We start from the raw sequence: 26,501 nt of genomic DNA on the forward strand, positions 1-26,501 counted from the left end.
AGATGCCGATACCTGAGAGCCCGCCAGCGATGGCATCCGTCATTCCTGCGTCTTGGCCGCCTGACGCGCTTCCCAGGCCTCGCGCATGAACCGCCGGACGTCCTCGTCGACTCGGATGTCGCGGGGACGCAGCGGTCGCGACAAGTACAGTCCGTCGAGCGCTGTCAGACGCGAGAGTGCGACATACGTCTGTCCGGGCGCGAACGCGCCCGACCCCAGATCGACCACCGCGCGGTCGTACGTCTTGCCCTGCGATTTGTGGATCGTCACCGCCCACGCCAGCCGCAACGGGAACTGCGTGAACTCAGCTGCCACCTCGCGAGTGAGCGTCTTCGTGCCCGGGTTGTAGGCGTACCGGAAACGCTCCCAGACCGCGGGCTCGACATCGAACTCCTCACCATCGACATCGACCCGCACTGTCCCGCCGAGGATGCGGGTGACCGTGCCGATCGAGCCGTTGACCCACCGCGGCGGCTCGCCCTGCATGGCGGTGTCGTTGCGCAGGAACATCACCTGCGCGCCCACCTTCAGCTTCAACTCGGCATCTGCCGGATAGTTCGACTCTCCCCGGCCGAAGTCACCGCTGACTTCGGCGTGCGCGGTCTGCTCGCGGCCGGACAGAGCCGCCAGATGACGCTTGTTGATGCCGTTGACGATGTCGTTGCGGGTGGCGAGCGTAATGATCGGCACCTCACCCGGCTCGGGATCGGGCGGCGTGCGCGCGCCGGCGGTGTTCAACGCACCGGCGATCTCGGCGGTCACGCGCCCATAGCGCACGGCGTTCAACATGGCCTTGAACCCGTCATCGGACTGCCGGTGGATGTGCACCAGCTCGTGCACGTGCAGTTTCGCACCGTGAGTGCCGAGGTCGAGCATTCCGCCGGCGGCAGCCGCGCCACCGGTCCACACCTTCGCGTCGAAGAACCAGAACGAGCGGTAGTGATCCTGGATATAGCGCAGCTCGTCGCCCCGCGGCGGCACCGGGGCCAACTGGTACGGATCGCCGAACATGACCACCTGCACGCCGCCGAACGGTATCCCGCGCTTACCCCGCGCCTGCCGCAATGACCGGTCGATGGCATCCATCAGATCGGCATTGACCATCGAGATCTCGTCGATCACGAGCGTCTCGATGGTGTTGAGGATGCGCCGGGTCGTATCGCTCTGCTCGATCTCGCCCTCGGCGATCAGACCGATCGGCAGCCGGAACAACGAGTGGATCGTCTGACCCTCGACGTTCAGCGCCGCGACGCCAGTCGGCGCGCAGATCGCGATCTGCTTCTTCGTGTTCGACGCGAAATGCTGAAGCAGTGTCGACTTGCCCGTGCCGGCCCGTCCCGTGACGAACACGTGCTCATCGGTGTCCTCGATCAGACGGAACAGCTGCTGCTGCTCATCAGAGAGGACTGGGGCGGACACCCACCCATGCTAGTTCGCCCACAGCCGGCACCGCGTTGGGCATGATCACAGCACGCATTCCCTAGACTGTCCGCCATGATGCAGGGGCGGACGGTATCTGGCGCGCGAGCGCGCCTGCGTGCCGACCTCACGCTTCTCGGCATCGTCGGAGCCCTGCTGCTGGCAGCGATCACCGCCGGCGGCATGTCCTTGTACAAGCAGTTCTACAGCCCCGCTGCGTTCGTGAGCCACTACCTCGACCTGCTCGCCTCAGGACGCGTGGCCGACGCGCTGCTGCTTCCCGGAGTCGCCGTCGATCTGGCCGTGCTGCAAGAGTCAGGGCTGCAAGGCACCTCATCCGAGGCGCTGCTCCGGCAGGCCGCGCTCGCTCCGCTGAGCGACATCGAGGTGATCGCGCATAGCGAGGAGGACGGCGAGCACCGGGTGCGTGTGGCCTATGAGGCCGGTGGCATCGACGGCACGTCGACGTTCACCGTCGTGCAGGACGGCTGGCTGGGCATCGCACCCAACTGGCGGTTCGACCGCAGCCCGCTCGCCGAGATCGAACTGAACCTGCGCGGCTCGGATGCCTTCACCGTCAACGGGTTCGCCATCGACCGCCGTCAGATCATCGACCCGGTAGAGGAAGCCGATCCGCTGGCTCCGCTGCACATGCTCGTGCTCACCCCCGGCCTGTACTCCGTGTCGGTCGACACGGCCATCGCTGCGACTCCCGGCGTCAGCGTGCTCGCCGATACCGCCGCCGCCCGCACCCCTGTCGCCGTGCAGGCACAAGCCACCCCCAAGTTCATCGAAGTCGCACAGCAGCAGGTCGAGCAGTTCCTCCTGACGTGCGCCGAGCAAGAGGTGCTGCAGCCGACGTCTTGCCCGTTCGGCCTCGAAGTGCAGAACCGACTCGCCCCGGGCTCCGCACCCGACTGGTCGATCGTCACGCAGCCCGAGGTGTCGGTCATACCCGACGGTGCACACTGGGCGATCCCGGCTGCCGACGCCGTCGCACACATTGATGTCGACATCCAGTCGCTGTACGACGGATCAGTGCACGCCCTCTCAGAGGACGTGCCGTTCCAGGTCAGCGGCACGGTCGTCGTACTGGCCGACGGATCGCTGTCGATCCGCGTCGGTTCGCCCAGCGGCTGACCCGAGCTCAGCGCGCGTCGCGGGATGCCGCACGCTGGTCGCGCTCGGCGAGCTGCGCCAGCTGCGCGTTGTACTCCTCGAGCTCGGCCTCACCGGTGCGGTCGGCGTGGCGGTCGCGTTGGCGCTGCAATCGGGCATCCGATCGCGACCATTGGATCGCGACCGTGACGGCCAGGATGAGCGTCGGGATCTCGCCCACCGACCACGCGATACCGCCACCGATGTACTGATCCTCCATCGGTGTCGGCCCCCAGGTGCGGCCCATCGAACCGAACCACTCGGCGACCATCAGGCCTTCCTGCATCATCATCGCCAACCCGAAGAACGCGTGCATCGCCATGACCGCGATCAGGGTGATCAGGCGGCCGGCGTACGGCAGCCGGTACGGGATCGGGTCGACGCCGATCAGGGTCAGCACGAACAGGTAGCCCGAGATCATGAAGTGAATGATCATCCACTCGTGGCCCAGGTGGTCGTACATCGCCCAGCGCACGAGGTCGGTGAAGTAGAACGCCCACAGCGACAGCACGAACACCGCCGCGGCGACGAACGGGTGCGTGATGAACTTCGAGTACGGCGAGTGCACGGCCCACAGGATCCACTCACGCCCGCCGCGGGTACCGTCGTTGCGCTTCTTGATCGCTCGCAGTGCCAGGGTGACGGGAGCGCCGAGAACCAGCAGCAGCGGGATGCCCATGCCCAGCAGCATGTGCCCGAGCATGTGCACGCTGAACAGATACTCCTGGTAGGCGTTGATCGGTCCGCAGGTGACCCACACCAGCGATGCCAGGCCCGCCATCCAGAAGATCGTGCGCTGCACGGGCCACGTGTCGCCGCGACGGCGCAGACGCAGCAGCCCCGCGACGTAGAAGAACACACCGAACCCGGCGGCGATGAGCCACAGGATGTCCCAATCGGATGCTGTCAACCACTGGGTGATGTCGAGCTCGGGCGGCAGCGGCGAGCGGGTGAGGCGCTCTGCCGGAGTCTGCACGGCGGGCGCCTCCTCGCCGAGCGGCGGAGGCGTGCGTGCCAGGGCGGCGGCGGCGCCGGACGCCGCCCCCATCAGTGCGATCTCACCGACGATGAGGGTCCAGAACGAACGCCTCTCGCGCTGGCCCTTCAGGTGCGGGATGAGCTTGCGCCGATACCAGGCGCCGAACAGGCCGAGACCCACCAGCAGCACCGTCTTGCCGATGACGATCAGACCATACGGCGAAAGCAGTTCGCTCCACTCGCCCAGCGCGACGACCGTGCGCGCGACGCCCGAGACGGCCACAACGACGAACGCGGCGATGGCCAGCGACGAGTACCGCGCGACGAGCACCGGCAGGTCGATGCGATCAGCATCCGATCGGGCGCGACCGTCCAGGCCGCGCAGCAGCACCAGCAGGATCACACCGCCCACCCACACGGCGGCACCCACGGTGTGCAGCAGGATCGAGTTGACCGCGACGGCGTGGCCCTCGACGTCGCCGGAGTGCCCCTGGGTGGCCATGGGCAGGAATGCGGCTGCGGCGAGCACAGTGGTGAGCAGCGTGCCCGTCCAACTGCGCCAGCCGAAGAGCAGCAGAGTGATCACCGCGCCCATCAGCGTGGTGATCAACCAGGCCTGGCCGAGTGGGAGCTTGAGCAGGAAACGACCGAACTGTTCACCGAACGAGTTCTCGGCGGTGAGCTTCGGGTTGAACGCCGCCATGAAGGTCAGGAATGCCGTGATGCCCGAGGCGACCGTGAAGATCGCGGCGCCGATGGAGGCCGTATCGAGCGCGAGGTCGAACGGCCGTGAGCCACTGCGCAGACCGAACAGCGCCAGCACGAGAGAGCCCAGCATGGCTGCCGCGCCGAGGTTGGCGATGAGCTTGGCAGCGGGAAGACCCCACATCACGATGGGGCCGGGATCGAGCAGCTTGGGGGGCACGGCTCCCCCGCCGACCATGAGGGCGGCGATGAGCCCGGCTGCCGCGCTGGCCACAAGAACGACGAGGCCTGCGAGACGGTACGAATTCACCGTTCCAGCCTAGGCGCTCGGGCTGAGCATTCGACGCCGGGCAGCTCCCCCTGAAGACGAAGAGAGGCCGCCCCGAAGGACGGCCTCTCTTCGCAGGAGCGGTCTTACTTGACGGCTGCCTTCAGCTTGGAGCCAGCGGTCACCTTGACGCGCTTGCCGGCCGGGATCTTGATCTCGGCGCCGGTCTGCGGGTTGCGGCCGGTGCGAGCGGCGGTGTCGACCTGCTCGAACGAGATCCAGCCCGGGATCGAGACCTTGCTGCCCTTGGCAACGGCGTCGGAGACGGTGCCGAAGAGCGAGTCGAGCACGCGCGAAACGGTGGCCTGGCTCTCGCCGGTGGCCGAAGCGATGCTCGCGACGAGCTCGGTCTTGGTGATGGACTTGTCAGCCATGTCATCCTCCAGCGACGAGATACGTCGCAGTCTGTTGGTTTTCGGGATTCCCCCCGTCGGTCAGATCGACCGCCTCGAATGTATCAACGGATGCCGGGAATCCCGCGTCATTTCGCGGGTTTCGGAGTGTTTTCCCGGCGCGTCGGGCCACTTTGGTCACATCCGTCACAGTTTCGGGGTGCTGCGCCACGCGCGCACTGCTTCGCGCCGCGGCTTCTCCCGGAGCGATGCGCGATGACCCAGAGATCACGCGGGCATGCAAAAGGGGCGAGGATCCGAAGATCCTCGCCCCTTTCGAGTGAGACTTACCAGCTCGACTTGGTGATACCGGGCAGCTCGCCACGGTGAGCCATGTCACGGAAGCGGACACGCGAGATGCCGAACTTCGTGAGCACACCACGGGGGCGGCCGTCGATGGCGTCACGCGAACGGACGCGAACCGGCGACGCGTTGCGCGGCAGCTTCTGCAGGCCGACGCGTGCGGCCTCGCGGGCCTCGTCGGTGGCGTTCGGGTCGACGAGGGTCTTCTTCAGCTCGGCGCGACGCTCTGCGTAGCGCTCGACGATGACCTTGCGCTGCTCGTTGCGAGCGATCTTGCTCTTCTTAGCCATGGATCAACGCTCCTCTCGGAATTCGACGTGCTTGCGAACCACGGGGTCGTACTTCTTCAGCACGAGGCGGTCCGGGGTGTTGCGACGGTTCTTCTTGGTCACGTAGGTGTAACCGGTGCCCGCCGTCGAGCGGAGCTTGATGATCGGACGAACGTCCTGTGCCTTCTTGGCCATTAGAGCTTCACACCCTTCGCCTGGAGGTCCGCGACGACCTTCTCGATGCCGCGAGCGTCGATCACCTTGATGCCCTTGGCGGACACGTTCAGGGTGACCTTACGACCGAGCGACGGCACGTAGTAGGTCTTCTTCTGCACGTTCGGGTCGAAGCGACGCTTCGTCCGGCGGTGCGAGTGCGAGATGTTGTGACCGAAGCCGGGAACAGCACCGGTCACCTGGCACACTGCTGCCATAGTGGTGACTCCTTCAATACCGTGAGGCCGGACGGCCTCACCCAAGATCCCTTGTCGGCATCGCGCTCTCACGCGATGCGAACTGCGCACAGGAGAGCGCGCAGACAAAGAGTCAGTCTAGCACGCCCACAGCGCTTCATATACATCGCCCCGCCTCGAATGGGTGCACACTCGCGCGATTCGTGTTACTCTACCCGCGTAGACCACTGGGGTACACAGGGGTCCCGGAACCCTACTGAGGGGCAAGGTTCCGGGATCCCTTTTCCAGTTGACACCCGTAGATCACGAATGCAAGACTGCCAGCCATGGCGTTCACCGTAGGACTCGTCGGCGCGGGTCAGTTCGCCGGTCAATTCGCGACACTGTTCCACCACCACCCCGGCGTATCCGCGGTGCATGTGACCGATGTGGTCCCCTCCCGCGCCGCAGATTTGGTGCACTCGGCCGGACTGGACGGCACCGTCGACACCTTTGACGAGATGCTCGCGTCTCCGGTGGATGCCGTCGCGATCTTCACGCAGCGCTGGACGCACGGCCCGCTGGTCGTCAAGGCGCTGCGCGCCGGCAAGCACGTGTACTCGGCGGTGCCGATGGCGATCAGCACTGAAGAGATCGCCGCGATCATCGAAGCCGTGCGCGAGACCGGGCTCACCTACATGATGGGCGAGACCAGCTACTACAACCCGGCGACCGTGTTCGCGCGCCAGAAGCTCGCAAGCGGCGAGTTCGGCCGCTTGTTCTACGGCGAAGGCGACTACGTGCACGACATGGACCTCGGGTTCTACGAGGCCTACCAGTACTCGGGCGGCGCGGACTGGAAGAGCACGGCCAGCTATCCCCCGCTGTTGTACCCCACCCATTCGATCGGCGGCGTACTCGGCGCCTGGCCGACCCACGCCACGGCGGTCTCGGCGATCGGTGTCGTCGACCAGCGCGGCGACGGCGTGTTCGACCGTGCGGTCAGCCAGTTCGACAACGACTTCTCGAACGCGACCGCTCTGTTCGAGCTCGCCGCCGGCGGTTCTATGCGCGTCAACGAGTTCCGGCGCGTCGGCTATCCGTCGCACCTGCGCGAATCCCGATTCCGGTGGTTCGGCACCGAGGGCTCTTTCGAACAGCTCGCGACGACCACCGTCTGGCAGAACCGCACGGGCGTCGAAGACATCTCGCATCTGATCGACACCCGTTCGTCCCTGTCGACGGACGACGCCGCTCTTGCCCGGATCGCGCCGGCGCTGCGGGAAGCGTTCGTATCGGGCTACGCTGAGATCCATGAAGCGGATCGCGGTCGCATCCCGACCGAGCTGGGATCGCTGCCCAACGGGCACGAGGGAAGCCATCACTTCCTCGTCGACGACTTCGTGCGCGCTGTGAACGAGCAGACCCTGCCACCGGTCAATGCGTGGCAAGCGGCGCGCTTCACGCTTCCCGGTGTCATCGCGCACGAGTCCGCGCGACGCGGCGGTGAGCGGCTCATCATTCCCGACTTCGGCGATCCTCGTGTCTGACGATCCACGCCCCCGCCCGGTCACCCGCGCCGATGTCGCCCGCTATGCCGGCGTGAGCACCGCCGTCGTGAGCTACGTGCTCAACGACGGCCCGAAGGCGGTCGCTCCGCTGACCAAGGAGCGCGTGCTCGACGCGGTGCGCGTACTGGGCTACCGCCCCAACCTCGCGGCACGAGCGCTGTCGAAGGGGCAGGCCGACATGCTTGGTCTGCTCGTCTCCGACAACGGCAATCCGTTCTTCACGGCCCTCTGGCACGCTCTCGACCGGGCCAGCGCCGCACGCTCGCGTCAACTGCTGATCGTCAACAGCGATCGCACGCAGACCTCGACCTCCGATCAGATCCGCGATCTGGCGTCGCGGCAGATCAGCGGCCTGGTCATTGCGAACATCCTCACCGCCGGCGAACAGGCGTTGGTCGAGAACCTGGGCATTCCCAGCGTGATGATCGGTCAGTTCGGTGACATCGACGGCATGTCGGGCATCGGCGTCGACTTCGTCTCGGGTGCGCGTCAGGGCGTCGAGCATCTGATCGGCCATGGCTACCGCGACATCGCCTTCGTCGGCAGTGTGTCACGGCACGATGGCCGCGAACGGGGCTGGCGAGAAGCCCTCACGGCGGCGCAGCTCTCGCCCGGCCCGCTGCTGCACACGACGTTCTCGTACGAAGGCGGGTACGACGCCGGCCAGAAGCTGCTGCGCGACGGCGCGCTCCCGCGCGGAATCCTCGCGGCCTCGGACCAGATCGCGCTCGGCCTGCTGACCGCGATGCGCGAAGCCGGGGTGCGTGTTCCCGAGGACGTCGCGCTCGTCTCCTTCGACGGCACGAGCGCAGTCGACTACGTCTGGCCCCGCATGACGACCGTGGTGCAGCCCCTCGAGGCGATGGCCGACGCGGCGATCGCCGCACTTGTCGAGCCTGACACGACGCCGCGCTTCGTGGAGTTCGGTACCGAGCTGCGGGTGCGCGAATCCTGCGGATGCCCGACGGTTCGCTGACCGATCCGACGAGAGCCCTTGTTCACGGAGCGCCCGGCAGGCCCGCCGAGGCTTCGAAGGCGCCGCGCCCCCAGCGGAACGCCGACACCGTCGGGTCACCGGCAATCCAGAACCGCCACGGGTAGGCCCGGGTGCCACCCAGACCCGCCACGCCGACCCGCGGTCCGGAGGACACCTCGACCGGCGCCTCACCCCAGAACAGCGCGGCACTCGCACCGTTGAGCTCCGCGCCCGTCGCGAAGTCGATCCCGTCGTGCAGCGCGTGACGCAGCCCGACCGCCTGCCCGAGCCGGCCGGGTCCACGCGCCAGATCGCGCCGAGAGCCGGCGGTGCGCGGACCAGTAACACCGCGGCGCCGGGCGGCAGCATCCGCCCCCTCGATCACCTCACCCGCACGCAACAGCACACCGCCCGCGGTGCCCTCCGGCCCACAGACGACGTTGACGCACGAGTGGATGCCGTGGCTCAGGTACACGTAGAGGTGCCCTGGGGGACCCCACATGGTCGCGTTGCGCGCGGTCGGCCCCATCCGGGCGTGCGACCCGGGGTCGGGCACGGGGCCCGTCCCGAGGCCGTGGTACGCCTCGACCTCGGTGATGCGCAGGCGGATGCTGACGCCGTCGACCACGGTGTGCAGCCGCGCGCCCAGCAGGCGGGGCGCGACGTCGACCGGCAGCCCGACGAGGTCGTGCGGTCGTACCGCGCGTTCCGGGGCCGGCGTTGGCGTTCTCACCACTGCGGGGCGGAACGGCACCACGAGATGTCGAAACCGCTGAGCGTCGGCAACTGCTCATCGCCGCGCAGGTCGAGCAACTGCGTGTGCAGGGTCGTCGGCAGCGGCAACAGCATGTCGTCGTAGTCGTTGGTCGGCAGATCGGGCGCGACCACGACCGCGGCGTACTGGCCGCTCGGTGATGCGCAGACCTGCACGATGGCATCCGTTCCGCTGACCTCTGCGACGACGGTTGCGGCTCCATCGTCGTCGACCTTCACGACGGCCTGTCCGGTGGGCATGCCGCTCTCGTCGCGCTGCACGACGTAGCGCAGGGTTCCGCCGGGGAATGTCTCGATCGCCGTGGGAGGGCCGTAGTCGGGGTCGGATTCGGTCAACGGCACCTCGCTGCCGTCGGTGAGGTTGAGCTCGACGATGGAGGCATCGGCGCGTTCGACGATCGCGGTGTAGGTGGTGCGGGTCGTTCCCAGGATGCTGGCGGCGACGCCCAGCGATTGCACGCCCGCGTCGGAGGTGGGGTCTTCCAGGCTCAGCGCCCCGTTGAAATCGATGAACAGCAGCGACGACGAGTCGGGCACGAACTGCCATTCGGCGATGCTCGCGTCGGCGTCATCGATCTGCACGATGCGCGGCTCTCCGCTGCCGCTGAGCGGCTGGGTGACAAGCACGCTGGCGCGTCCGGATGTCTCGGTAAGCTCCAGATCCGAGTAGCTGTAGCCGACCAGGCCGCCGCGGTCCGAGATCTGCACGGACGACACGTACCCGTCGCCGGGCAACTCCAGATCGCGTTGATCGGAGCCGTCGCGGTTCATGGCGATCAGGCGCGAGCCCTCTTGCTCCTCGACGGCGACGACGAGAACGCCCGAGGCGGCCCGATAATCGTCGATGCGCGGGTGCGTGAACACGGGCGTCGCGTCACCGGCGATGTCGGTGGCGAAGATGGTGTCGTCATCGGCCGTGCGCTGCAGCAGGAACAGCTGCGAGGCGGGCGTCGTGAACGTCGTCTCGAGGTCGCTGGACGGACCGCCCCCGATGGCGGTGACGCCCGCCACCGCCACGCGGTACTGGGTGTCGTCATCGAGCGGCACGGCGAAGCGCACTCCGATGCTGCGCCCGTTCGCGTCGACGCTGAACGGTACGGCCGGTTCGACGGTCACCTGCTCGGGGTCGATCGGGTCGAGGCTCTGGTTGGCGGTGAGAATGACACGGCTGCCCGTCGACTCGATCGCCTGCATCGGGTCGACCTGCACCTGGCTGAGACGCGGTCCCTGCGTGACGCTGACGACGCCGAGCCCGGCGACGACGAGAGCGAGGATGCCCAGCACCGACCACAGCGCGAGAAGAAAGCGCCGGTTGCCGGGCGTCGTGGCGCCGCGATGCTCGTTCTCGTGCGCGGGCGCCGGCTCGAGCACGGGGTCGGGGATCGCCGGGATGCTGGGGACCGGACCAGACGGGAACGGAATCTGCGGCGCGGTGCTAGCGGTGATCGGCTCGGACTCGGACTCGGACTCGGTCGCGGGCGCGGGCGCGGGCGCGGGCGCGGGCGCGGGCGCGGGCGCGGCAGCATCCGCCACAGCAGGCTCGGCCACGGGCCGCTGGGCAGCATCCGATGGTGCTGGCGCGACAGCATCCGACGCACTCGACGCGTCTGGTGCGGTGGCGGCCTCCTCGGCGGCGCGCTGCGCGCGCAACTGCGCGCGGGTGAGCGGGACGCCGTCGGATCCGTCAGTACTCATACGGATCCTTCGGCTCATCGATCTTCGTGACCTCGGACGGTTCGATGCGCAGGGTGCCGTCAGCATCGGCGCGCACCGTGCCGCTCACCTCGATCCACTGACCGGTCTCGTACGTCTCGGTCAGGCCGGGGCCGCTGACGGGCACCGAGGCGGGCTGCGCATCGATCACGCAGTGCGAGATCACCATGCGCGTGAGATTCACATCGCCCTCGGAGTTCGGCGTGACGAATCCGACCAGGGTGACGGGGGACCCGTCGTAGTTCTCGGGGCGCGTCGACGTCGCGAACGCCGTCGACCACTCCCCCACGCCGAACGTCGTCGTGTCGGCGATGCCGAGCGTGACGTCGTCGGCGCCGGCGAACAGGGTCGGCGTCTCGCCGGCGCGCGAGACGGCCAGCGCGGCCGAGAGCGACGCCGGCGGCAGCACCAGCGCCGCGACGACGACAGCGGATGCAATCGCTCCGCCGCTCACCACGGCGACGGTCTGCATCGTGCGGCGGCGGGATGCCCGGGCATCCGAGGTTCCGGCCGGAGTCGTGTGGTCGTGGTCATGATCGCCCTCGGCGCCCAGCGGCAGCGTGCACGACCAGACCGCCAGCACCAGCGTCACCACGGCGGCAGCACTGGCGAACCAGACCGTCTCGGGGCTGATGTACAGCGTGAGCCGGCCGGTCACGGCCAGTCCGAGGGTGATCACCGACATCACGCTCGCCAGCCCCGCCCCCAACCACCGGGTGGCCAGGGCGTGCGCCGTCGAAGGGCGGTCGGTGTCGGTGTGCTCAGCCAAAGACGTTCACCCCGATGCCGATCGCGCAGGCGGCGAGGATCACCACGCCGACCACGCCCGCGATCACGCGGGTCGTGTAGGTGGTGCGCAGCAGCGCGATCATCTTCACATCGACCAGCGGGCCGACGATCAGGAACGCGATCAGCGCACCGGCCGAGAACGTCGAGGCGAACGACAGGGCGAAGAACGCGTCGACGTTCGAGCAGATCGCGACCGTCATCGCCAACGCCACCATCGCGAGGATCGACAGCACGGGGTTGGAACCGATCGCCAGCAGCACATCGCGCGGCACCAGCACCTGCACAGCGCCCGCCAGTGCCGAACCGATCACCAGCGCCGGCATGACCGCCCGCAACTCGACCAAGAACTGCACAAGACTGCGGCGCACGGGCGAACCGGGTTCGTGCGCGACCTGCTCGCATGTGTCGACGAATCGCGCGGTCAGCATCGCCTGCGGGTCGCGGTGGCGACTGAAGATCCAGCCGATCAGATTGGCGATCAAGTATCCGCCGACCAGACGCGCCACCAGGATGCCGTCGTCCCACCCGAACGCGGCGTGCGTGGTGAGGATGACGATCGGGTTGACGATCGGCGCGGCGATCAGGAACGTCAACGCCTCGGACGGGGCGAGACCCCGCATCATCAGGCCGCGGGCGAAGGGCACATTGCCGCACTCGCAGACCGGGATGAACATGCCCAGCAGCGACAGCACGGCCCGGCGTGCCCAGGCGTTGCGCGGCAGCCAGCGCTGCAGCACATCGGCCGGCATCCACACCTGCACGACGATCGAGAGCACGACGCCGAGCATCACCCACGGCAGCGCCTCGATCAGCACGCTGATGCTGAGCGTCAGTCCGTCCTGTGCACGATCCGGCAGCGCGGTCGGGAACAGTGCCGGCACGAACACGTCGATGAGCACGAGCGCCGCGACGATGGCCAGACCGATCGCGATGGCCTTGCCGGTGGGCACGCTGCGCCGGTGCGCATGCGTGTGCGCGTGACTGCGCGGCGTGCGCTCGGCAGTCGACGAGGGCGTCACGCGCCTTCCTTGCCGTCGATCCGATTCGCGCACGCCGCGCACAGTCCGAAGATGTCGACGACGTGCTCGGCGTCACGGAAGCCGTGCAGAGCAGCCGTGCGCTTGGCCCACTGCTCGACGTCCTTGGCCTCGATCTCGACCGTCAGCCCGCACGAGCGGCAGATCAGATGGTGATGGTGCTCTTGCGTCTCGCACGCACGGTACAGCGCTTCACCCTCGGGGCTCTGCAGCGAATCCGCCTCGCCCGAGGCCGCGAGCCCCGCCAGAGCGCGGTAGACCGTGGCGAGACCGATACCCGTGTTCGCCTGGCGCAACTCGGCGTGCAGAGTCTGCGCGCTGACGAATCCGCGCGCTTCCGCGAGCGCGTCGCGCACGCGCTCGCGCTGCCAGGTGTTCCGCTGAGCCATGATCCGAGTCTAGGCCGGGCCGGCTGACCGTTTCCGGGTCAGTCGGATGCCGTCAGCTCATCCTCCAGCGGCTCGTCACCGAGGAACTCGTCGGTAGCATCCGAGGCCTCTTCGCCGGCCACCTCGGCGACCGCGACGTCCTCGACGGGCATGTCATCGGCGTCATCGGTCGCGGCGACGGCCGCAGCTGAACCGGTGAGCACGCCCTCGGGGCGCAGCAGTTCGCGCACCTCGGCCATGAAGCTGTTCAGCTGCTGCTGCTGCCAGCGCAGCTGACGCGTGGCGTCTTCGGCGTCGCGCAGCGCGCCGGTGGCGTGACCAGTGACCGAGTCGACGATCTTCTGCGCCTTGGCACGAGCGCGCTCCAGCGTCTCGCGCGCCTTCACGTGAGCCTCGGCCTCGATCGCCTGCGCCTGCGAGCGCATCAGCTTCTCGTAGTCCTCGGCCTTGTTCGAGATGCGCTGCGCGTGCTCCAGCGAGGCCGCGACCTGCTCGTTGGCATCCGAGGTGATGCGCTCGGCGTGGGCGACGGCCTGGTTGTGCAGCACCAGGAACTCCTGCTGCGCGTCGTCCTGGCGGCGGGTCAGGGTCTCTTCGAACTCCAGCACGCGGGCGTTCATCTCGCGCACCTCGCGCTCGGCGTCCGAACGCATGTCCGACGTCTCGCGGGTGACCATCGCGCGCAGCGCGGCGGCGACCTTCTCGGCCTCGGTGCGGACCGTGGCGGCCTCCTGCTCGGCCTGCGACACCTTCTCTGCGGCGTGCGCAGCCTCGCGCTCGAGGCGGGCCTCGTGTGCGGTCAGCTCGGTGTCGATCTTGAGTCGCACCTGGTCGGCGTCCTGCTGCGCCTGCGCGGTGATGCGCGCGACGTCGGCGGCGAGCTCAGCGCGCTTCGCCTCGGTCTCTTCACGCGCCGCTTCGAGCAGGCGCTCGGCCTGCGAGGCCGCGTTGTGGATCAGCACGCTGGCCTGCTCTTCGGCCACACGCAGGACGGCTTCGAACTGCTGACGGCTCTGCGGCTCGTCGGAGCGGCCCTCGCCGTCTTCGCCGTCCGCGTCGCCCTCGGCGCGCGCTGCTGCGGTGAGTTCCTCGGTGAGCGCGGTGATCTGCTCGGCCGAAGCCTCGACCTGCGCGTTGGCCGCCTTGAGCTCCTCTTCGAGCCGGGCCGCGCGTTCGTCGCTCTCGGCGAGTGCACCGGCGATGGACTGCTCGCTATCGCCACGCAAGGTTTCCAGTTCGCCGCGGTGGCGGGCGTCGAGGCCCTCCAGATCGGACGTCAGGCGCTTGACCTGGTCGCGCAGAGTCGCGACGGCGGCGTCGACCTCTGCCTTGTCGTACCCGCGGAACGCCTGCGTGAACGCGGAGTGCTCGCCCTTCGGCGCTGTGGTCAGCAGCTGGTCGAAGAAGTCGCCGTTCTGCTGGCCATCGGAGTCATGCGTGTTGCTCAACGGAACTCGCCTTTCTGAAGATTTCGGCCCCTGATCTCAATGATCTCATCCGTTGGCTGTGCGTCGGGTGCGTCGGCGCACCCGCTGGGTGATCCAGCACCCGACGTAGATCAGGAACGAGATCGTGGTGATGTACGGACTCACCGGCAGAGTTCCGGCCAGAGCCAGCATGATGCCGCCGACGGCCGACACGAAGCCGAACAGGGCCGCCAGCAGCGGGACTGCCACCGGACCTGCGCTCAGGCGCATCGCCGCCGCCGCAGGGGTCACCAGCAGAGCCATCACCAGCAGGGCGCCGATGATGTGCACGCTCACCGCCACGATCAGCCCGAGCAGCACCATGAACGCCAGGTTCACCGCGCGCACCGGAACGCCACGCGCCGCCGCCGACTCGGGATCGAGCGAGTCAAAGCTCAGCGGGTTCCACATCAGCAGCAACCCCGCCAGCACGATGACGCTGATGCCGATCAGCCACCCCAGGTCGGGGGTCGACACCGAGACGATCTGACCGGTCAACAGGCCGAACCGGTTCGCGCTGCGTCCGTCGTAGAGCGAGAGGAAGAGGATGCCGAGGCCGAGACCGAACGGCATCAGCACCCCGACGATCGAGTTGCGGTCGCGGGCGCGCGATCCCAGCACACCGATGAGGATCGCCGCGACCAGGGCTCCGCCGATCGAGCCGGCGACCACGCTCCCGCCGAACAGCAGCGCGGCTGCGGCCCCCGCGAACGACAGTTCGCTGATGCCGTGCACGGCGAAGGCGAGGTTGCGCTGCATCACGAAGACGCCGATGAGGCCACCGACCAGGCCGAGCACCGCGCCGGCGATCAGTGAGTTCGACAGTAGCGCCAGCAGTTCGCCGTAGTCCTGGAACGAGAAGACGTCGCTCCAGTCGATCATCGCCCTCATGCGTGCGCCCCCGCACTGGATTCGTCGTCGCCGTGGTCGTGGTGCGGCTCGGCATCGGGTACGCCGACGACGACGAGCCGGTCGCCCGCACGCAGCACGAACACCGGCGTGCCGTAGAGCTCGGTGAGCACCCGTGTCTGCAGCACCTCGTCGGGGGTGCCCAGCACGAAGCGGCCACCGGCGATGTAGAGGATGCGGTCCACGCGCCCCAGGATCGGGTTGATGTCGTGAGTGACGAACATCACGGCGGCGTCGTTCTCGCGACGCTGCCGGTCGATGATGTCGGTCACGCCGCGCTGATTGGCGAGGTCGAGATTCGACAACGGCTCGTCGCACAGCAACAGCGCAGGACGGTCGGCGAGGGCCTGGCCCACGCGCAGCCGCTGCTGCTCACCACCCGAGAGCAGCCCGACCGGACGGTCGCCGTAGTGGTCGGCGCCGACGTCGCGCAGCAGCTGATCGACGCGTTCACGGTCGCCACGGCGCGGGAGCGGCAGCCCGAACCGGGTGCCGCGCACCCCGAGTGCGACGAGGTCGCGGGCGCGCATGCTGGTGTCGGGCGGTAGCGGGCGCTGCTGCGGAACGTAGCCGATGCGGGGGTTGCCGCGGTGCGCGACGCGTCCACCGACATGGATGGTACCGGCAGAGAGCGGCTGCAGCCCCAGGATGCTGCGCAGCAGCGTCGTCTTGCCCGAACCCGACGGCCCGAGTACGGCGATGAACTCGCCGGGGGCGACATCGAGGTCGAGCCCCGCCCACAACTCACGCGATCCGCGATGCAGGGCCGCGCCGCGGATCCGCAGGGCCGGTGCGGATGCGCCGTCAGCGCCGCCGCTCACTCGTCGAGGGCGGCGGCGAGGTCGGAGATCGCTGCACGCATCCACTCAGCGTACGTCTGATCGGCCTCGAGCAGTTCACTGAATGCGACCACCGGGATACCGGCATCCGTCGCGGCCTGCTCGACGCGATCGGTCTCGGCTCCACCGGTCTGCACGTTGGTGAGCACCGCACCGACAGTTCCGTCCTCGATCACCGCGAGCGCTTCGAGCAGTGTGGCCGGCGCGACGTCGTTGCCCTCTTCGACCGCGGAAGCGAACCCGTCGGGCGCGACGTCGTCGAGACCGGCGGCTGCGGCGAGCAGACCGGGCAGCGGCTCAGTGATGAACACGGTCGTGCCTTCGAGGCGCTCGTGCAGCTCGTCGAGTTCGGTTTCGATCGCCGACAGCTCACCGTTCAGTTCTTCGAGGGCAGCCGTGTAGTCGGCCTCTCCTTCGGGGTCGAGGGCGGTGAGGTCGGCAGCGATCTGCTCGGTGACGTGAGAGATCGTGTGCACGTCGAACCAGACGTGCTCATTGAAGCCCTCGATGTGCGAGTGACCGGCGTGGTCGTCGTGCTCGTCCTCGGCGTGGTCTTCTTCGCTGTGGTCTTCAGCGTGGTCGTGGTCGTCTTCGGCGTGCGCATCGTCGGCGTGGTCGTCCACGATGGCATCCGCGTAGTCGTGCGAGAACTCGGCGGCGGTGATCACGACAGCATCCGACCCCTCTGCCAGCTCCTGCATGAAGGCGTCGTAGCCGCCGCCGTTCTCGATCACGAGGTCGGCCTTCTGCACGGCCAGGCGGTCGCGGGCGGTCGCCTCGTACGAGTGGGGGTCCTTCGCCGCGGAGTCGATCAGGCTGGTGACCTCGACGCGATCGCCGCCGATGGATGCGGCGAGCTGACCGTAGACGTTGGTCGAGGCGACGACCTGCAGCAGCCCCTCTTCGCCGTCGGAGTCCGCCGTTCCGCCGGCGGTCGCCGAGCAGCCCGACAGGACCATGACGGATGCTGCGGCGAGCGCGAGGGCGGAGAGGGACTTCTTCATACCTCCATGGTAACTGCTAATGAGAACCATTATCAACTTGGTGCCCAGGGTCGGCCTCCGGCATCCGCGCTCCCGTCGCAGACAACGCCGCTTTCCGAGCGGGGAAGCGGCGTTTTCTGCGACCTGAACGGCGGGGGCGGTTCAGTCTGCTGAGGCCTGCGAGCCGCGGCGTCGTGCGGCCAGCAGGAAGCCCCCGAACAGCAGCACAAGTGCCAGCAGAACCACCAGCCCCACGGCCATGCTGGAACCGGTCAGCGGGAGGATGCCCGAGGCATCGCCGTCACCGTCGGCATCGCCAGCTCCGCCGTCCGTGCCTGTGTCGGGATCCGTTCCCGTGTCGGGATCCGTGCCCGTGTCGGGATCCGTGCCCGTGTCGGGATCCGTTCCCGTGTCGGGATCCGTGCCCGTGTCGGGATCCGTGCCCGTGTCGGGATCAGTACCCGTGTCGGGGTCGGTACCGGGGTCGACCTCCGCCGTGACGGTGAACGGAGACACTGCACTGCGCGTGACGTTCCCCGCAGCATCCGAGAGCTCGACGTACCACTCGTGCTCGACGTCAGCCGGCACCGTCAGACCGCCCGCGCCGGCCCGGGCGGCGGACTCGACCATCGACACGGTGAGCTGAGCGCTCTCGGTGCCCCACAGCGAGGTCGGCTCACCCACCGCGATCGGCGTCGAGGCAGAGACCGTCAGACCCCCGGCCACGAGAGAACGCCGCTGCTGCCCGCCGAAGTCGAGCTCCAGCACGAAGTTCTCGGAGTCATCACCGTGGAAACCAGGAACCACGTCTTCGGAGATCGGCGAGTGCCAACGCCCGTTCGACGTCCACGCATCAAGCCACGGTGAGTACGTGTTGACGTACAGGAGCCCATTCTCGGCGTCGACGCTGATGTTCTTCAAGAACTCGTGCCCACCCCACGGCCGGGTCTGGTAGTCGGTGAGGATTCCGTACGAACGCGTGCCGTGCGCGCTGTCACGCGCCGCGACATAACTGCCCGAGTTGTGACCCGCGAGCACGAGAGACACATTCGGATAGGGATCGACCAGCAGCTCGTTGATCCGTGGATTGCTGTACGGGTCAGCCGCGTCACGCGCGTGCATGTAGTCGTGCGTGACCAGCACCACGGTGTGATCCGGATGCCCCTCAATGACGGACTGCGCCCAGGCGATACCGGGATCGTCATCGGTGTTGGCCGACCAGTAGCTGAGCGACAGGAACAACAGCTCGGCCCCGTCGATACGAGCCGTGTAGAACGAGTTGTCGATGTCATGGCTGCCACCGAAGGTGAACGGCGTACCCTCCAGGCCGGCCTGCAGCCGGTCCATGGGGAAGTACTTGGGCAGCATCAGCCGGCCGTTGCGCTCCTCGGAGTAGTCGTGGTTGCCCCACGACACCATCAAGGGAATGCCGGCCTCCTCCAGCAACTCGGCCGACGGTTCGGCCGCACGCCACTGGTACTCGTCGTCCAGGTACTCACGGTTGACCCAGTCACCGGCGTGCACCACCAGCTCCGTCTTTCGTGCGGGGGCCGACGCGACGATGTGCTCGAACATGTCGGTCATCATCCACGGTGACGACTCGGTGTACAGCTGCGTGTCGGGCACGTGGTTGAACGCCCAGTCGAAGTCGGCGGCCTCAGGCACCTGCTCGTACACGCGGTCGGCGCCCCACGGCTCGGCAGTCAGACCGCGCCAGATCAGCACCGTAAGGGCCTGGTCTACTCCAATGGCGTTCTCGGACGCCTTCGCATCGATGTCGAGCTGCACGTCACCGCCATCCGGATCGGCGGACGAGTCCTTCAGCACCCACCGGTCCGCGGCATGGTCCCACACCCATGCCGAGATGCGCCGGTCATCCCCCGACCCCGACCACGTCAGGTGCAGATCGGCTGCGGCGGCCTGCTCCTCCGTCAGCGCGACGCGGTAGATCTGGAACGGATTCTCGTCATCGCCGACCGTCGTCGGCAGCAGGTCGGCCGAGGGTGCACCCGACTCGGGCGTCAGCGCGGCAGGTGTGCGATCAGTGGTCGATCCGGTGCGGACGGTCGTGTTCTCTTCGGTCACGTCAACGGAGCGGGCGATGAAGAACTGCGCGTCAACGGGCTCGTGTGCTTCGCCCTGCGCCGCGGCGTTCAGCGTCACTGATCCCGCGGCGGGGGTCTGTGAGGTCACCGGTGCGCTCGGCGCGACGCTGTCACTCACCTGAAGAACCACCTCGTCCGTCGCCGTGCGCTTACCCTGCGCCTGTGCGCGCACGGTGACCGCCTGCGTTCCGAGCGCGTACACCGACGGCCGGATCTCGAACTGACCGGCGTCGACGGACTCGCTGAACACCTCGCGGCCATCGACATCGACGCTCACGGTGGCCCTCTTCGTGAGGGTTCCCGTGATCGCTGTCGGTCCGGCCTCGATCTCCGTGCCCGCGACGGGGCTTCCGAGCGACACCACCAGCGGGTCAGACTCGCGCGACATGCGTTCGCCATAGCTGACCGCTTCGCCGAAGTAGTTCTCAAACCGGAACCGCTCGAACTCGGGCACGAACGGGAAGCCGGCGATCTGGATCTCGTCGATCACGCCTTGGAACGACGAGACCGACTGGCCGGCGTCGCTGTGGAAGTCGCCGACGGTCGTCAGCACTCCGAAGTCCGACTTCGTCGGTCGCTTCTCGGCCATCACCTCGCTCTGCTGCACGCCGTCGACGAACACCGCATAGGTCATGCCGTCGTAGTGCTGCGTCACCAGGTGCGGCTCACCGTCGGCAGGTACCTCGGCGCCGAATGCGGCACTGCCGAGCCGCGCCGAGACGGAGCCGTCCGACGCGCTGACCGCCTGCACGAAAGCCGCGTCATCGTCACCCACTCGGCTCTTGGTGACCACACCGCCGAGTCCGGACATCGCCTGGAGATCCTCCGGCGTGAACGAGTACACACCGCTGACCGAGATGTTCTCGAAACCACCACCGACATCGCCGGTGTAGTCCAGTCGCGACCGCTCGAACCGCGCGGCGCGCGTGCCTACTTCGGTGACCGCTGAAGAGAGCGCACCCGTCGACAGGATGCCCTTCGCGTTGCCCGACGAATCCATGCGCGACTGCCCCGCGTCGAGGTCGCCGGCGAAGTGCTCGACCAGCGCGTAGCCACCGCTCCAGACATCGGTCGGGTCGTTGGTCTCGGATCCCCCACCGAAGTAGGCCCACGTCACCGGTGCACTGTGCGCCCGCAGGTGCGGCAGTCTCACCCACACCGTCGAGGTCGCCCCTGGCTCCCAATGCTCCACCTCATACGAGAGCGGTGCCGCCTGCGCATCGGTGAAGGTGAGCTGATCGGCTGCGACGTCTGGCGTGTCTTCGATCGTCAGCCGCACGGGCACGTCGGTGAAATCGCGCGCCGTGGTGTTGCGCACCGTGATCGCCTGCCGGTGCAGTGCCCGCGTGTCTGCCCATGCCACCTGCGAACCGTCGGTGTTCAGCAGACCCTGCAGTTCGCGCAGCCGGCGCTCCGCGGCCTCCAAGCGCGCCATGTCGAGCGCAGCGCGCTGCGCGCCGGTGAGCGCGTCGACTGCGCGACGCACGTCAGCGATTCGTCCCGCATCCTCCTCGCTCACGTCGCGAGCATCCGGAAGTCCCGCGATCAACGCCGCGACCGGTTCGACCTCGCGGTCGATGCCGAACCCCTCCGCCAGACGCGATCGCCCCTCGGAGTCGATGTGGAACGTGTCGACGGACAGGCGGTTCTCACTCACCTTCACCGCGCTGAACGTCTGTGCGTTCAGTCCCTGACGTGGCGTTCCCAACCGGTCGAACAGCCCCAGGTACGCCTCGAGATCGAACAGCTCCGACTCACTCACCTGCGCGTACCGCTTAGCGCCCGCTTTGTTCGGGGTGAAGTACAGGGTGCCGTCGGGCGAGACGGCGTACTCGATGCGCACGCCATTGACGTTCTCGGTGATCACGGTCGTCTCGACCGGCTTCGCCCCGAGCGCGTCGCCCGGTGCGGACTGCAGTACCTTGCTGCGCGAGAAGTAGTGATCGTGTCCTTGCAGCACCAGGTCGATGTCGAGTTCGTCGACCACGGGAACCAGCTTCTGCCGCAGCGCGTGCACGTCAGCATCCGTGACGTGGCTCGCCGCGGTGTAGACACCCTTGTGCATCACGAGGATCAACCACTCCGCGCCGTTCTCACGGGCCTGACGAACGTCCTGCTTCATCCACTCCAGCTGGGCGTCGGAGATTCCCGCATCCGCGTCCTCGTTCGTGTTCAGAACGGTGAAGTGCGCCTTGTTGTACGAGTACGAGTAGTACGCGCCGGTCGTCGTGTCCTGCCCGTTGGGGTGCTCCAGCGAGAAGTGATCGACGAACGACCGCTGGGTGTCCTCGTGGTTTCCCGCGGCGGGCGCAATCGTGGTCGCCAGCAGGCTGTCCTGCGTCGTGTCGAGCAGATCGATCCAGTCCTGCTCGATGTGTCCGTCCTGCACCACGTCACCGTTGTGCACCACGAACTCGGCATCCGGCACGTGCGCGAGCGCGTTGCGCATAGTGACGGCCGACAGCTCGGCCTCCTGCATGGCCTTCGCCTGCGTGTCGGTGAGATTGATGAAGGTGAACTCGCCGTCGTCGCCGGTCGGGGTGACGAACGTTCCGGTACGACTCCAGAGTCCCGTCTGCGAGTCGCCGACACGGTAGTGGTACGTTTCGCCGGGCGTCAGCCCGGAGGCGACCGCCTGGTACACGGTCTCACCGTGGGCGTTCTCGCGGCTCTCGGCATCGACGGCGATGAGAGTGTCTGCGCCGAATTCGGGATCGGTGGTCAGTATCACCTGGGGAGCATCGGTCTGAGCCAACTGATACCAAGAGAACCCGCGCTGCGTTCGAGGGTCACCGGCGAAGGTCGTGGCGATGCGGTTGGGCATCTGCTCGGGCAGCAGGTGCTTGACGAAGACGCGCTGGTCGATGGTGTCCCAGCGCCACCCATCGAGGAAGTCCCAGACGAGCGTCTCGTAGGTCTGCTTGGTGATGAGCATGGCGAGAGAGGCGTCGCCGCCGTGCCGTCCGCCGACGCCGGGGCCGGAGACCGTCGCGCCGTTGACCGTGACGTCGGCAGCCGCGAGATTGCCCTCGACGTGGCCGTCGGTGCGACCGGCGATACGACCGGCGCTCTCGGACAGGGCCCCGGTTGCCGTCACGGCCCCACTCAACACGACGTTGCGCTCAATAGACGACCCGGTTGCGGTGTCGCCGACCACGAGTGCGGCGCTGCCGTCGACGGCGTCGACGGTTCCCGCGACGAGGTTCTCAGCGACGACCGCTCCCGAACCGGCCGAGCCGACCAGCGCGGCCCCCGTGCGTGCGGTGGTCTCGGCAGTGATGTCATTGGTCGTGATGCGTGCATGGGTAGCCGTACCTGCCAGGCCACCGGCCGCGACCGACCGAGGCGCGTCGATGCGCACTCCGGTCATGGTGGTGCTCTCGATCACAGCCGGGTGGTCGGCGTCGCCGCGCGCGTGCACGATCAGCCCCGCGACCGCTGCCTCGCTCGCCGAGCTCAGCGAAACATTGTGCAGCGTGAGTCCGCGCACGGTGCCGGAGAGCTCTCTGATGAACCCTGCCTCACCGGAGTCTGCCTGAGGCTGATACGCGATGTTCGAGATCTTGTGTCCGTGCCCCTCGAACGTGCCCTCGAACGTGTCGAGGCCGACGAACGGGGCATGACCGGTGAAATCGAGATCTCCTGTGAGAGTGACGTGGATGCTGCCACGCAGCGTGGCATCCCCGCGATTCGTCCCCTCTGCGAGGAACACGAGGTCTTCGACCCCGCGCACCTCGAACGGCGAGCGCTCGGTTCCGGCACCGAACAGGTACGAACGCTCGGGCACCGGATGCTGCAGGATGTCGTCCCAGCGCCAGGCGGTGTCGAAGTCCCACCCCAGCGACTCGTATGTTGCCTTCGCGTTCAGGTCGGCCAGGGGCACGGATGTGCCGTGCATGTTGCTCTCACCGGGTGACGGCGGCACCTCTCCGGCGACCCGGATGCTCTCGTTGGCAAGGTTGTTCTCCATCACGTAGCCGGGGCTGCGGTGAATAGCTGCCACGCGGCCGGGCGCCACGTCGATGCGACCACCGCGATAGGCGACCTCGCCGCCGATCAGCACGTTGCGGCTGAACGTCGACACGGGGCCCTCGGAGTATCCCCCTTGATAGGCCACGACCATGGCGCCGTAGGCGCGAGCGCCGCCGGACTCGACGTGCGCATCGACGAGGTTGTCATGCACTTCGACGCCGAAGCGCGCGTATCCGACGATCGCTGCGGGGTAGCGCGCGCTGTCGAAGGTTCCGGTGATCCAGTTGTTGGTGATGGTCACGCCGTTCTGGGCGTTCTCGACGATGCCGGCGACGTAGGGGTTGCCCGTCTGCAGGTTCGCGTTGACGACGGCGTTGCCGTCGAGCACGGTGCCGTCGCGGGCGTCGAGAGCGATGCCCGCCATGCGCACCGCCGCGGGGTCGCGTACCGACAGACCGTCGATCGTCAGGTTCTGCACCGTGGCTCCGATGAGCGTGCGGAACATCGCCAGCCCCTCTTCTGCCCCGGGCGCCCAGACGACGTTGTAGATCTTGTGGCCCGCGCCGTCGAAGGTGCCACGGAACTCGTCGATGCCCGTGAACCCTGCCCCGGCGAAGTCGATGTTCGCCGTCAAACGGAAGTGACGCTCTGCATAGATCTCGGTCTGCGTGTTGAGCGCGTTCTGGACCTTCCGCAGGTGCTCAGCGGTCGCGATCCGGTAGGGGTCCTTCGCGGTGCCCGCACCGTCAATACCCTCGAGGGGCACGGGCTCGGGTTCCGGCTCGGGGAGCGGAACGATCGGCGGGGTGGTGCTTCCGGACGCGGCCAGAATGGGGTGCGCTGACGCGTCGTCCCACCGCCAGCGCGACGCGAAGTCCCAGCCGAGCGTCTCGTAGCGCTGCTGTTCGGCGAGCTGCTCATACGTGCTGTCGGTACCGTGCATGTTCTGCTCGCCCGGGCCGCTGACCGTCTCGCCGCCGAGCGTCACGGCTTCATTGGCGAGGTTGTTCTCGATGACGAAGCCCGGCGTACGGGGCATCGCTACGACGCGGCCGAGCCTGACCGACGTCTCACCTCGGTCGAACGTGACCTTTCCCGAGTGCACGACGTTGCCGCTGATCACGGTGTCGCCGGCGTCTGCGGCCTTCGCTCCGGCGTACGAGAGCACCATGCCGCCGTGTGCACGGGTTCCCCGCGAGTGCACGATCGCCTCGACGAGATTGCGGGTGATCTGCACGTCGTTGTGGGCGTACCCGACGACGCCACCGGGGTAGCGGGCGCTGGCGAACGTGCCGTGTACGTGGTTGTCGCTGACGATCGAGCCCGACTTCGCGTCAGCGACGATTCCGGCGACGTACTGGTGCCCGGAGAGCAGATCGGCGTTGCGCACGGAGATGCCTTCAATGCGCGCGCCGTTCTGGGCGAGGATGGCGACACCAGCGACCCGCTGAGCCGCCGGGTTGTGTACGACGAGCCCATCGATGGCCAGGTCGCGCACCGTGGCGTCGTCGAGCACGCGGAAAAGGGCCCGCTCGTCGGTCGCACCGGATCCGTAGGTGATGCCGGTCAGAGTGTGTCCGGCCCCGTCGAAGACGCCCGCGAAGCGGTCGATCCCGGTGAAGGTTCCGCCGGCGTAGTCGATGTCGGCGACCATCCGCACGTGCGCAGCGGCGTGAGCGTCGGGGTCGGTGTTGATCGCCTCAGCGATGGTGTCGAGGTCTGCGGCCACTCGCAGTTCGAACGGCCGCGCCTCGGTGCCGTCGCCGGTGATGCCCGGGAGGGGCCCGGTCGGCAACGTCTCGAACGCCGCCGGGATCGGATGCCCCAGAACGGTGTCCCACTGCCACTGTTCGACAAGGTCCCATCCGAGCGACTCGTAGGCGGCGGGGGCGGCGAGCTGCGTCGCCGCTGTCGTGGTGCCGTCCTTGTTGAGCGTTCCCGGCCCTTCGGGCACCTGACCGTTGATCAGCACCGCATCGCTGGCGAGGTTGTTCTCGATCGTGAATCCCGCGTCGCGGGGGCGGGCGACGACGCGCCCCATCTCGATCGTGTCTCCGCCGCTGGTGAAACCGACCGAGCCCGAGAGGATGACGTTCTCGGAGATCCGCGTCGCCGGAGTCAGCTGAGCATTGGAGTTGCCGGCGTAGGCGAGCACCATTCCGCCGAACGCGCCGGTGCCGGTGCTGCGCACAGACGCCTGCACGAGGTTCTTCGTCAGCTCGACGCTCTTGCGGGCGTATCCGACGACGCCTGCCGGATACCGGGCGCTCGTGACCGAGACGTCCACCCGGTTGCCGCTGATCACGGTGTTGGTATCGGCCTTCGCTGCGATGCCGCCGGCATAGTCATGTGTCGTCACCAGCTGCGCACCGGTGACGGCGTTGCCCTCCAGCCGAGCGCCGTTGATCGCGTCGATGGCAATGCCCGCCACCCGCTCTCCTGAGGCGCTGTGCCCCGTTGCCCCGGCGACGCCCAGGCCTCGCACTGCCCCGCCGTTCAGCGAACGGATCAGCGCCCGTTCGTCGCTTCGCGCGCTCGCACCGTAGACGATGTCGGTGATGGTGTGGCCCGCCCCGTCGAGCACACCCGAGAAGGTGTCGAAGCCAACGAACTCGGCGGCGCCGTAGTCGATGTCGGCCGTCAGTCTCAGATTCGCGGTTGCGTAGGCGTCGGCATCCGCGTTGATGGCGGCGGCGAGCGCATCGAGATCCGCAGCGGAGTCGAGAAGGTACGGCGCGCCGGCAGAGCCGTCGCCGTCGATGTGACCGAGGGGGTCTGCGGCGGCTGCGGGAGCGATCGGTGCGAGCGCCAACGCGCCGATCGTCAGGGCGGCCGAGACGGCACGAAGCACAGAGGGTAACGACATGGTGATCCTGAACGGGTATCCGCTCCGATCCCGCGCGGGAGGGCACGCGGAATCAGGGCTAGCTGCGAGGGGTATGTCGTCAGCCAACCAGCGGCGTTTGTCTGGGAGGTGTCACCTCAGTGAACGGTGCGCGTCGCGAGCGTCAGCATCCGGCATCCGCCTTCCCGTCGC

At 67.9% G+C, this 26,501-nt stretch carries 19 protein-coding genes; 3 read left to right on the forward strand and 16 right to left on the reverse strand.

Annotation, left to right across the window (positions count from 1 at the left end; all coding sequences use genetic code 11):
* Nucleotides 1–39 precede the first annotated feature (39 nt).
* Nucleotides 40–1,419 carry an ATP-dependent RecD-like DNA helicase gene (locus tag ACLD0U_RS08415; protein ID WP_206550949.1) on the reverse strand — a complete coding sequence of 460 codons (1,380 nt, stop codon included), beginning with the start codon at nt 1,417–1,419 and terminating at the stop codon, nt 40–42.
* 75 nt (nt 1,420–1,494) lie between these two features.
* Between ACLD0U_RS08415 and ACLD0U_RS08420 the strand changes: the two genes are divergently transcribed.
* Nucleotides 1,495–2,559 (forward strand): hypothetical protein, encoded by a 1,065-nt coding sequence (locus ACLD0U_RS08420; RefSeq protein WP_206550948.1) that lies wholly within the window; start codon nt 1,495–1,497, stop codon nt 2,557–2,559.
* 7 nt (nt 2,560–2,566) lie between these two features.
* On the opposite strand, the gene ACLD0U_RS08425 is transcribed toward ACLD0U_RS08420, so the two are convergent.
* The 5 genes from ACLD0U_RS08425 to rpmB all read right to left on the reverse strand — a co-directional run bounded on the left by ACLD0U_RS08425 (nt 2,567) and on the right by rpmB (nt 5,983).
* Nucleotides 2,567–4,498, reverse strand: a complete 1,932-nt coding sequence (locus ACLD0U_RS08425; RefSeq protein ID WP_410340542.1) for a cytochrome c oxidase assembly protein — start codon at nt 4,496–4,498, stop codon at nt 2,567–2,569.
* A 176-nt stretch (nt 4,499–4,674) separates the two neighbouring features.
* On the reverse strand, nt 4,675–4,962 hold the full coding sequence (locus tag ACLD0U_RS08430; protein WP_087129650.1) for an HU family DNA-binding protein: 288 nt from the start codon (nt 4,960–4,962) through the stop codon (nt 4,675–4,677).
* Between the two features lie 305 nt (nt 4,963–5,267).
* Nucleotides 5,268–5,573 carry a 30S ribosomal protein S14 gene (gene rpsN / locus ACLD0U_RS08435; RefSeq protein ID WP_179409669.1) on the reverse strand — a complete coding sequence of 102 codons (306 nt, stop codon included), beginning with the start codon at nt 5,571–5,573 and terminating at the stop codon, nt 5,268–5,270.
* Nucleotides 5,574–5,576: 3 nt separating this feature from the next.
* Entirely contained in the window at nt 5,577–5,747 is a 171-nt protein-coding gene (rpmG, locus tag ACLD0U_RS08440; RefSeq protein ID WP_046014935.1) for a 50S ribosomal protein L33, read from the reverse strand.
* A complete protein-coding gene (gene rpmB, locus ACLD0U_RS08445) occupies nt 5,747–5,983 on the reverse strand; it encodes a 50S ribosomal protein L28 (protein WP_179409668.1) in 237 nt (78 codons plus the stop codon). Before rpmB ends, rpmG begins: the two co-directional genes overlap by 1 nt.
* A 305-nt stretch (nt 5,984–6,288) precedes the next feature.
* On the opposite strand from rpmB, the gene ACLD0U_RS08450 reads away from it, so the two are divergent.
* Nucleotides 6,289–7,491, forward strand: a complete 1,203-nt coding sequence (locus ACLD0U_RS08450) for a Gfo/Idh/MocA family protein (protein ID WP_410340350.1) — start codon at nt 6,289–6,291, stop codon at nt 7,489–7,491.
* On the forward strand, nt 7,484–8,488 hold the full coding sequence (locus tag ACLD0U_RS08455) for a LacI family DNA-binding transcriptional regulator (RefSeq protein WP_410340351.1): 1,005 nt from the start codon (nt 7,484–7,486) through the stop codon (nt 8,486–8,488). Before ACLD0U_RS08450 ends, ACLD0U_RS08455 begins: the two co-directional genes overlap by 8 nt.
* A 22-nt stretch (nt 8,489–8,510) precedes the next feature.
* Here ACLD0U_RS08455 and ACLD0U_RS08460 read toward each other — a convergent pair whose 3' ends face one another.
* The 10 genes from ACLD0U_RS08460 to ACLD0U_RS08505 form a co-directional block, all read right to left on the reverse strand.
* Nucleotides 8,511–9,224 (reverse strand): DNA-3-methyladenine glycosylase, encoded by a 714-nt coding sequence (locus tag ACLD0U_RS08460; RefSeq protein ID WP_410340352.1) that lies wholly within the window; start codon nt 9,222–9,224, stop codon nt 8,511–8,513.
* Nucleotides 9,218–10,957, reverse strand: a complete 1,740-nt coding sequence (locus ACLD0U_RS08465) for a hypothetical protein (protein ID WP_410340353.1) — start codon at nt 10,955–10,957, stop codon at nt 9,218–9,220. The genes ACLD0U_RS08460 and ACLD0U_RS08465 overlap by 7 nt, the downstream gene beginning before the upstream one ends.
* Nucleotides 10,947–11,744, reverse strand: coding sequence for a TIGR03943 family putative permease subunit (locus tag ACLD0U_RS08470; RefSeq protein ID WP_410340354.1), 798 nt, complete (start codon nt 11,742–11,744; stop codon nt 10,947–10,949). Before ACLD0U_RS08470 ends, ACLD0U_RS08465 begins: the two co-directional genes overlap by 11 nt.
* On the reverse strand, nt 11,737–12,714 hold the full coding sequence (locus tag ACLD0U_RS08475; protein WP_410340543.1) for a permease: 978 nt from the start codon (nt 12,712–12,714) through the stop codon (nt 11,737–11,739). The genes ACLD0U_RS08470 and ACLD0U_RS08475 overlap by 8 nt, the downstream gene beginning before the upstream one ends.
* A 65-nt stretch (nt 12,715–12,779) precedes the next feature.
* Entirely contained in the window at nt 12,780–13,190 is a 411-nt protein-coding gene (locus tag ACLD0U_RS08480) for a Fur family transcriptional regulator (RefSeq protein ID WP_179409665.1), read from the reverse strand.
* 38 nt (nt 13,191–13,228) lie between these two features.
* Nucleotides 13,229–14,638 carry a DivIVA domain-containing protein gene (locus ACLD0U_RS08485; protein ID WP_410340355.1) on the reverse strand — a complete coding sequence of 470 codons (1,410 nt, stop codon included), beginning with the start codon at nt 14,636–14,638 and terminating at the stop codon, nt 13,229–13,231.
* Between the two features lie 45 nt (nt 14,639–14,683).
* A complete protein-coding gene (locus tag ACLD0U_RS08490; protein ID WP_374222191.1) occupies nt 14,684–15,547 on the reverse strand; it encodes a metal ABC transporter permease in 864 nt (287 codons plus the stop codon).
* Nucleotides 15,544–16,386 (reverse strand): metal ABC transporter ATP-binding protein, encoded by an 843-nt coding sequence (locus ACLD0U_RS08495; protein WP_206822526.1) that lies wholly within the window; start codon nt 16,384–16,386, stop codon nt 15,544–15,546. Before ACLD0U_RS08495 ends, ACLD0U_RS08490 begins: the two co-directional genes overlap by 4 nt.
* Complete coding sequence (locus tag ACLD0U_RS08500) at nt 16,383–17,408, reverse strand: metal ABC transporter solute-binding protein, Zn/Mn family (protein WP_410340356.1); 1,026 nt, start codon at nt 17,406–17,408, stop codon at nt 16,383–16,385. Before ACLD0U_RS08500 ends, ACLD0U_RS08495 begins: the two co-directional genes overlap by 4 nt.
* 141 nt (nt 17,409–17,549) lie before the next feature.
* Nucleotides 17,550–26,330, reverse strand: coding sequence for a metallophosphoesterase (locus ACLD0U_RS08505; RefSeq protein ID WP_410340357.1), 8,781 nt, complete (start codon nt 26,328–26,330; stop codon nt 17,550–17,552).
* Nucleotides 26,331–26,501 lie beyond the last annotated feature (171 nt).

This window comes from Microbacterium sp. 2216-1 (genome assembly GCF_046507855.1).
GTDB lineage: Bacteria > Actinomycetota > Actinomycetes > Actinomycetales > Microbacteriaceae > Microbacterium > Microbacterium esteraromaticum_C.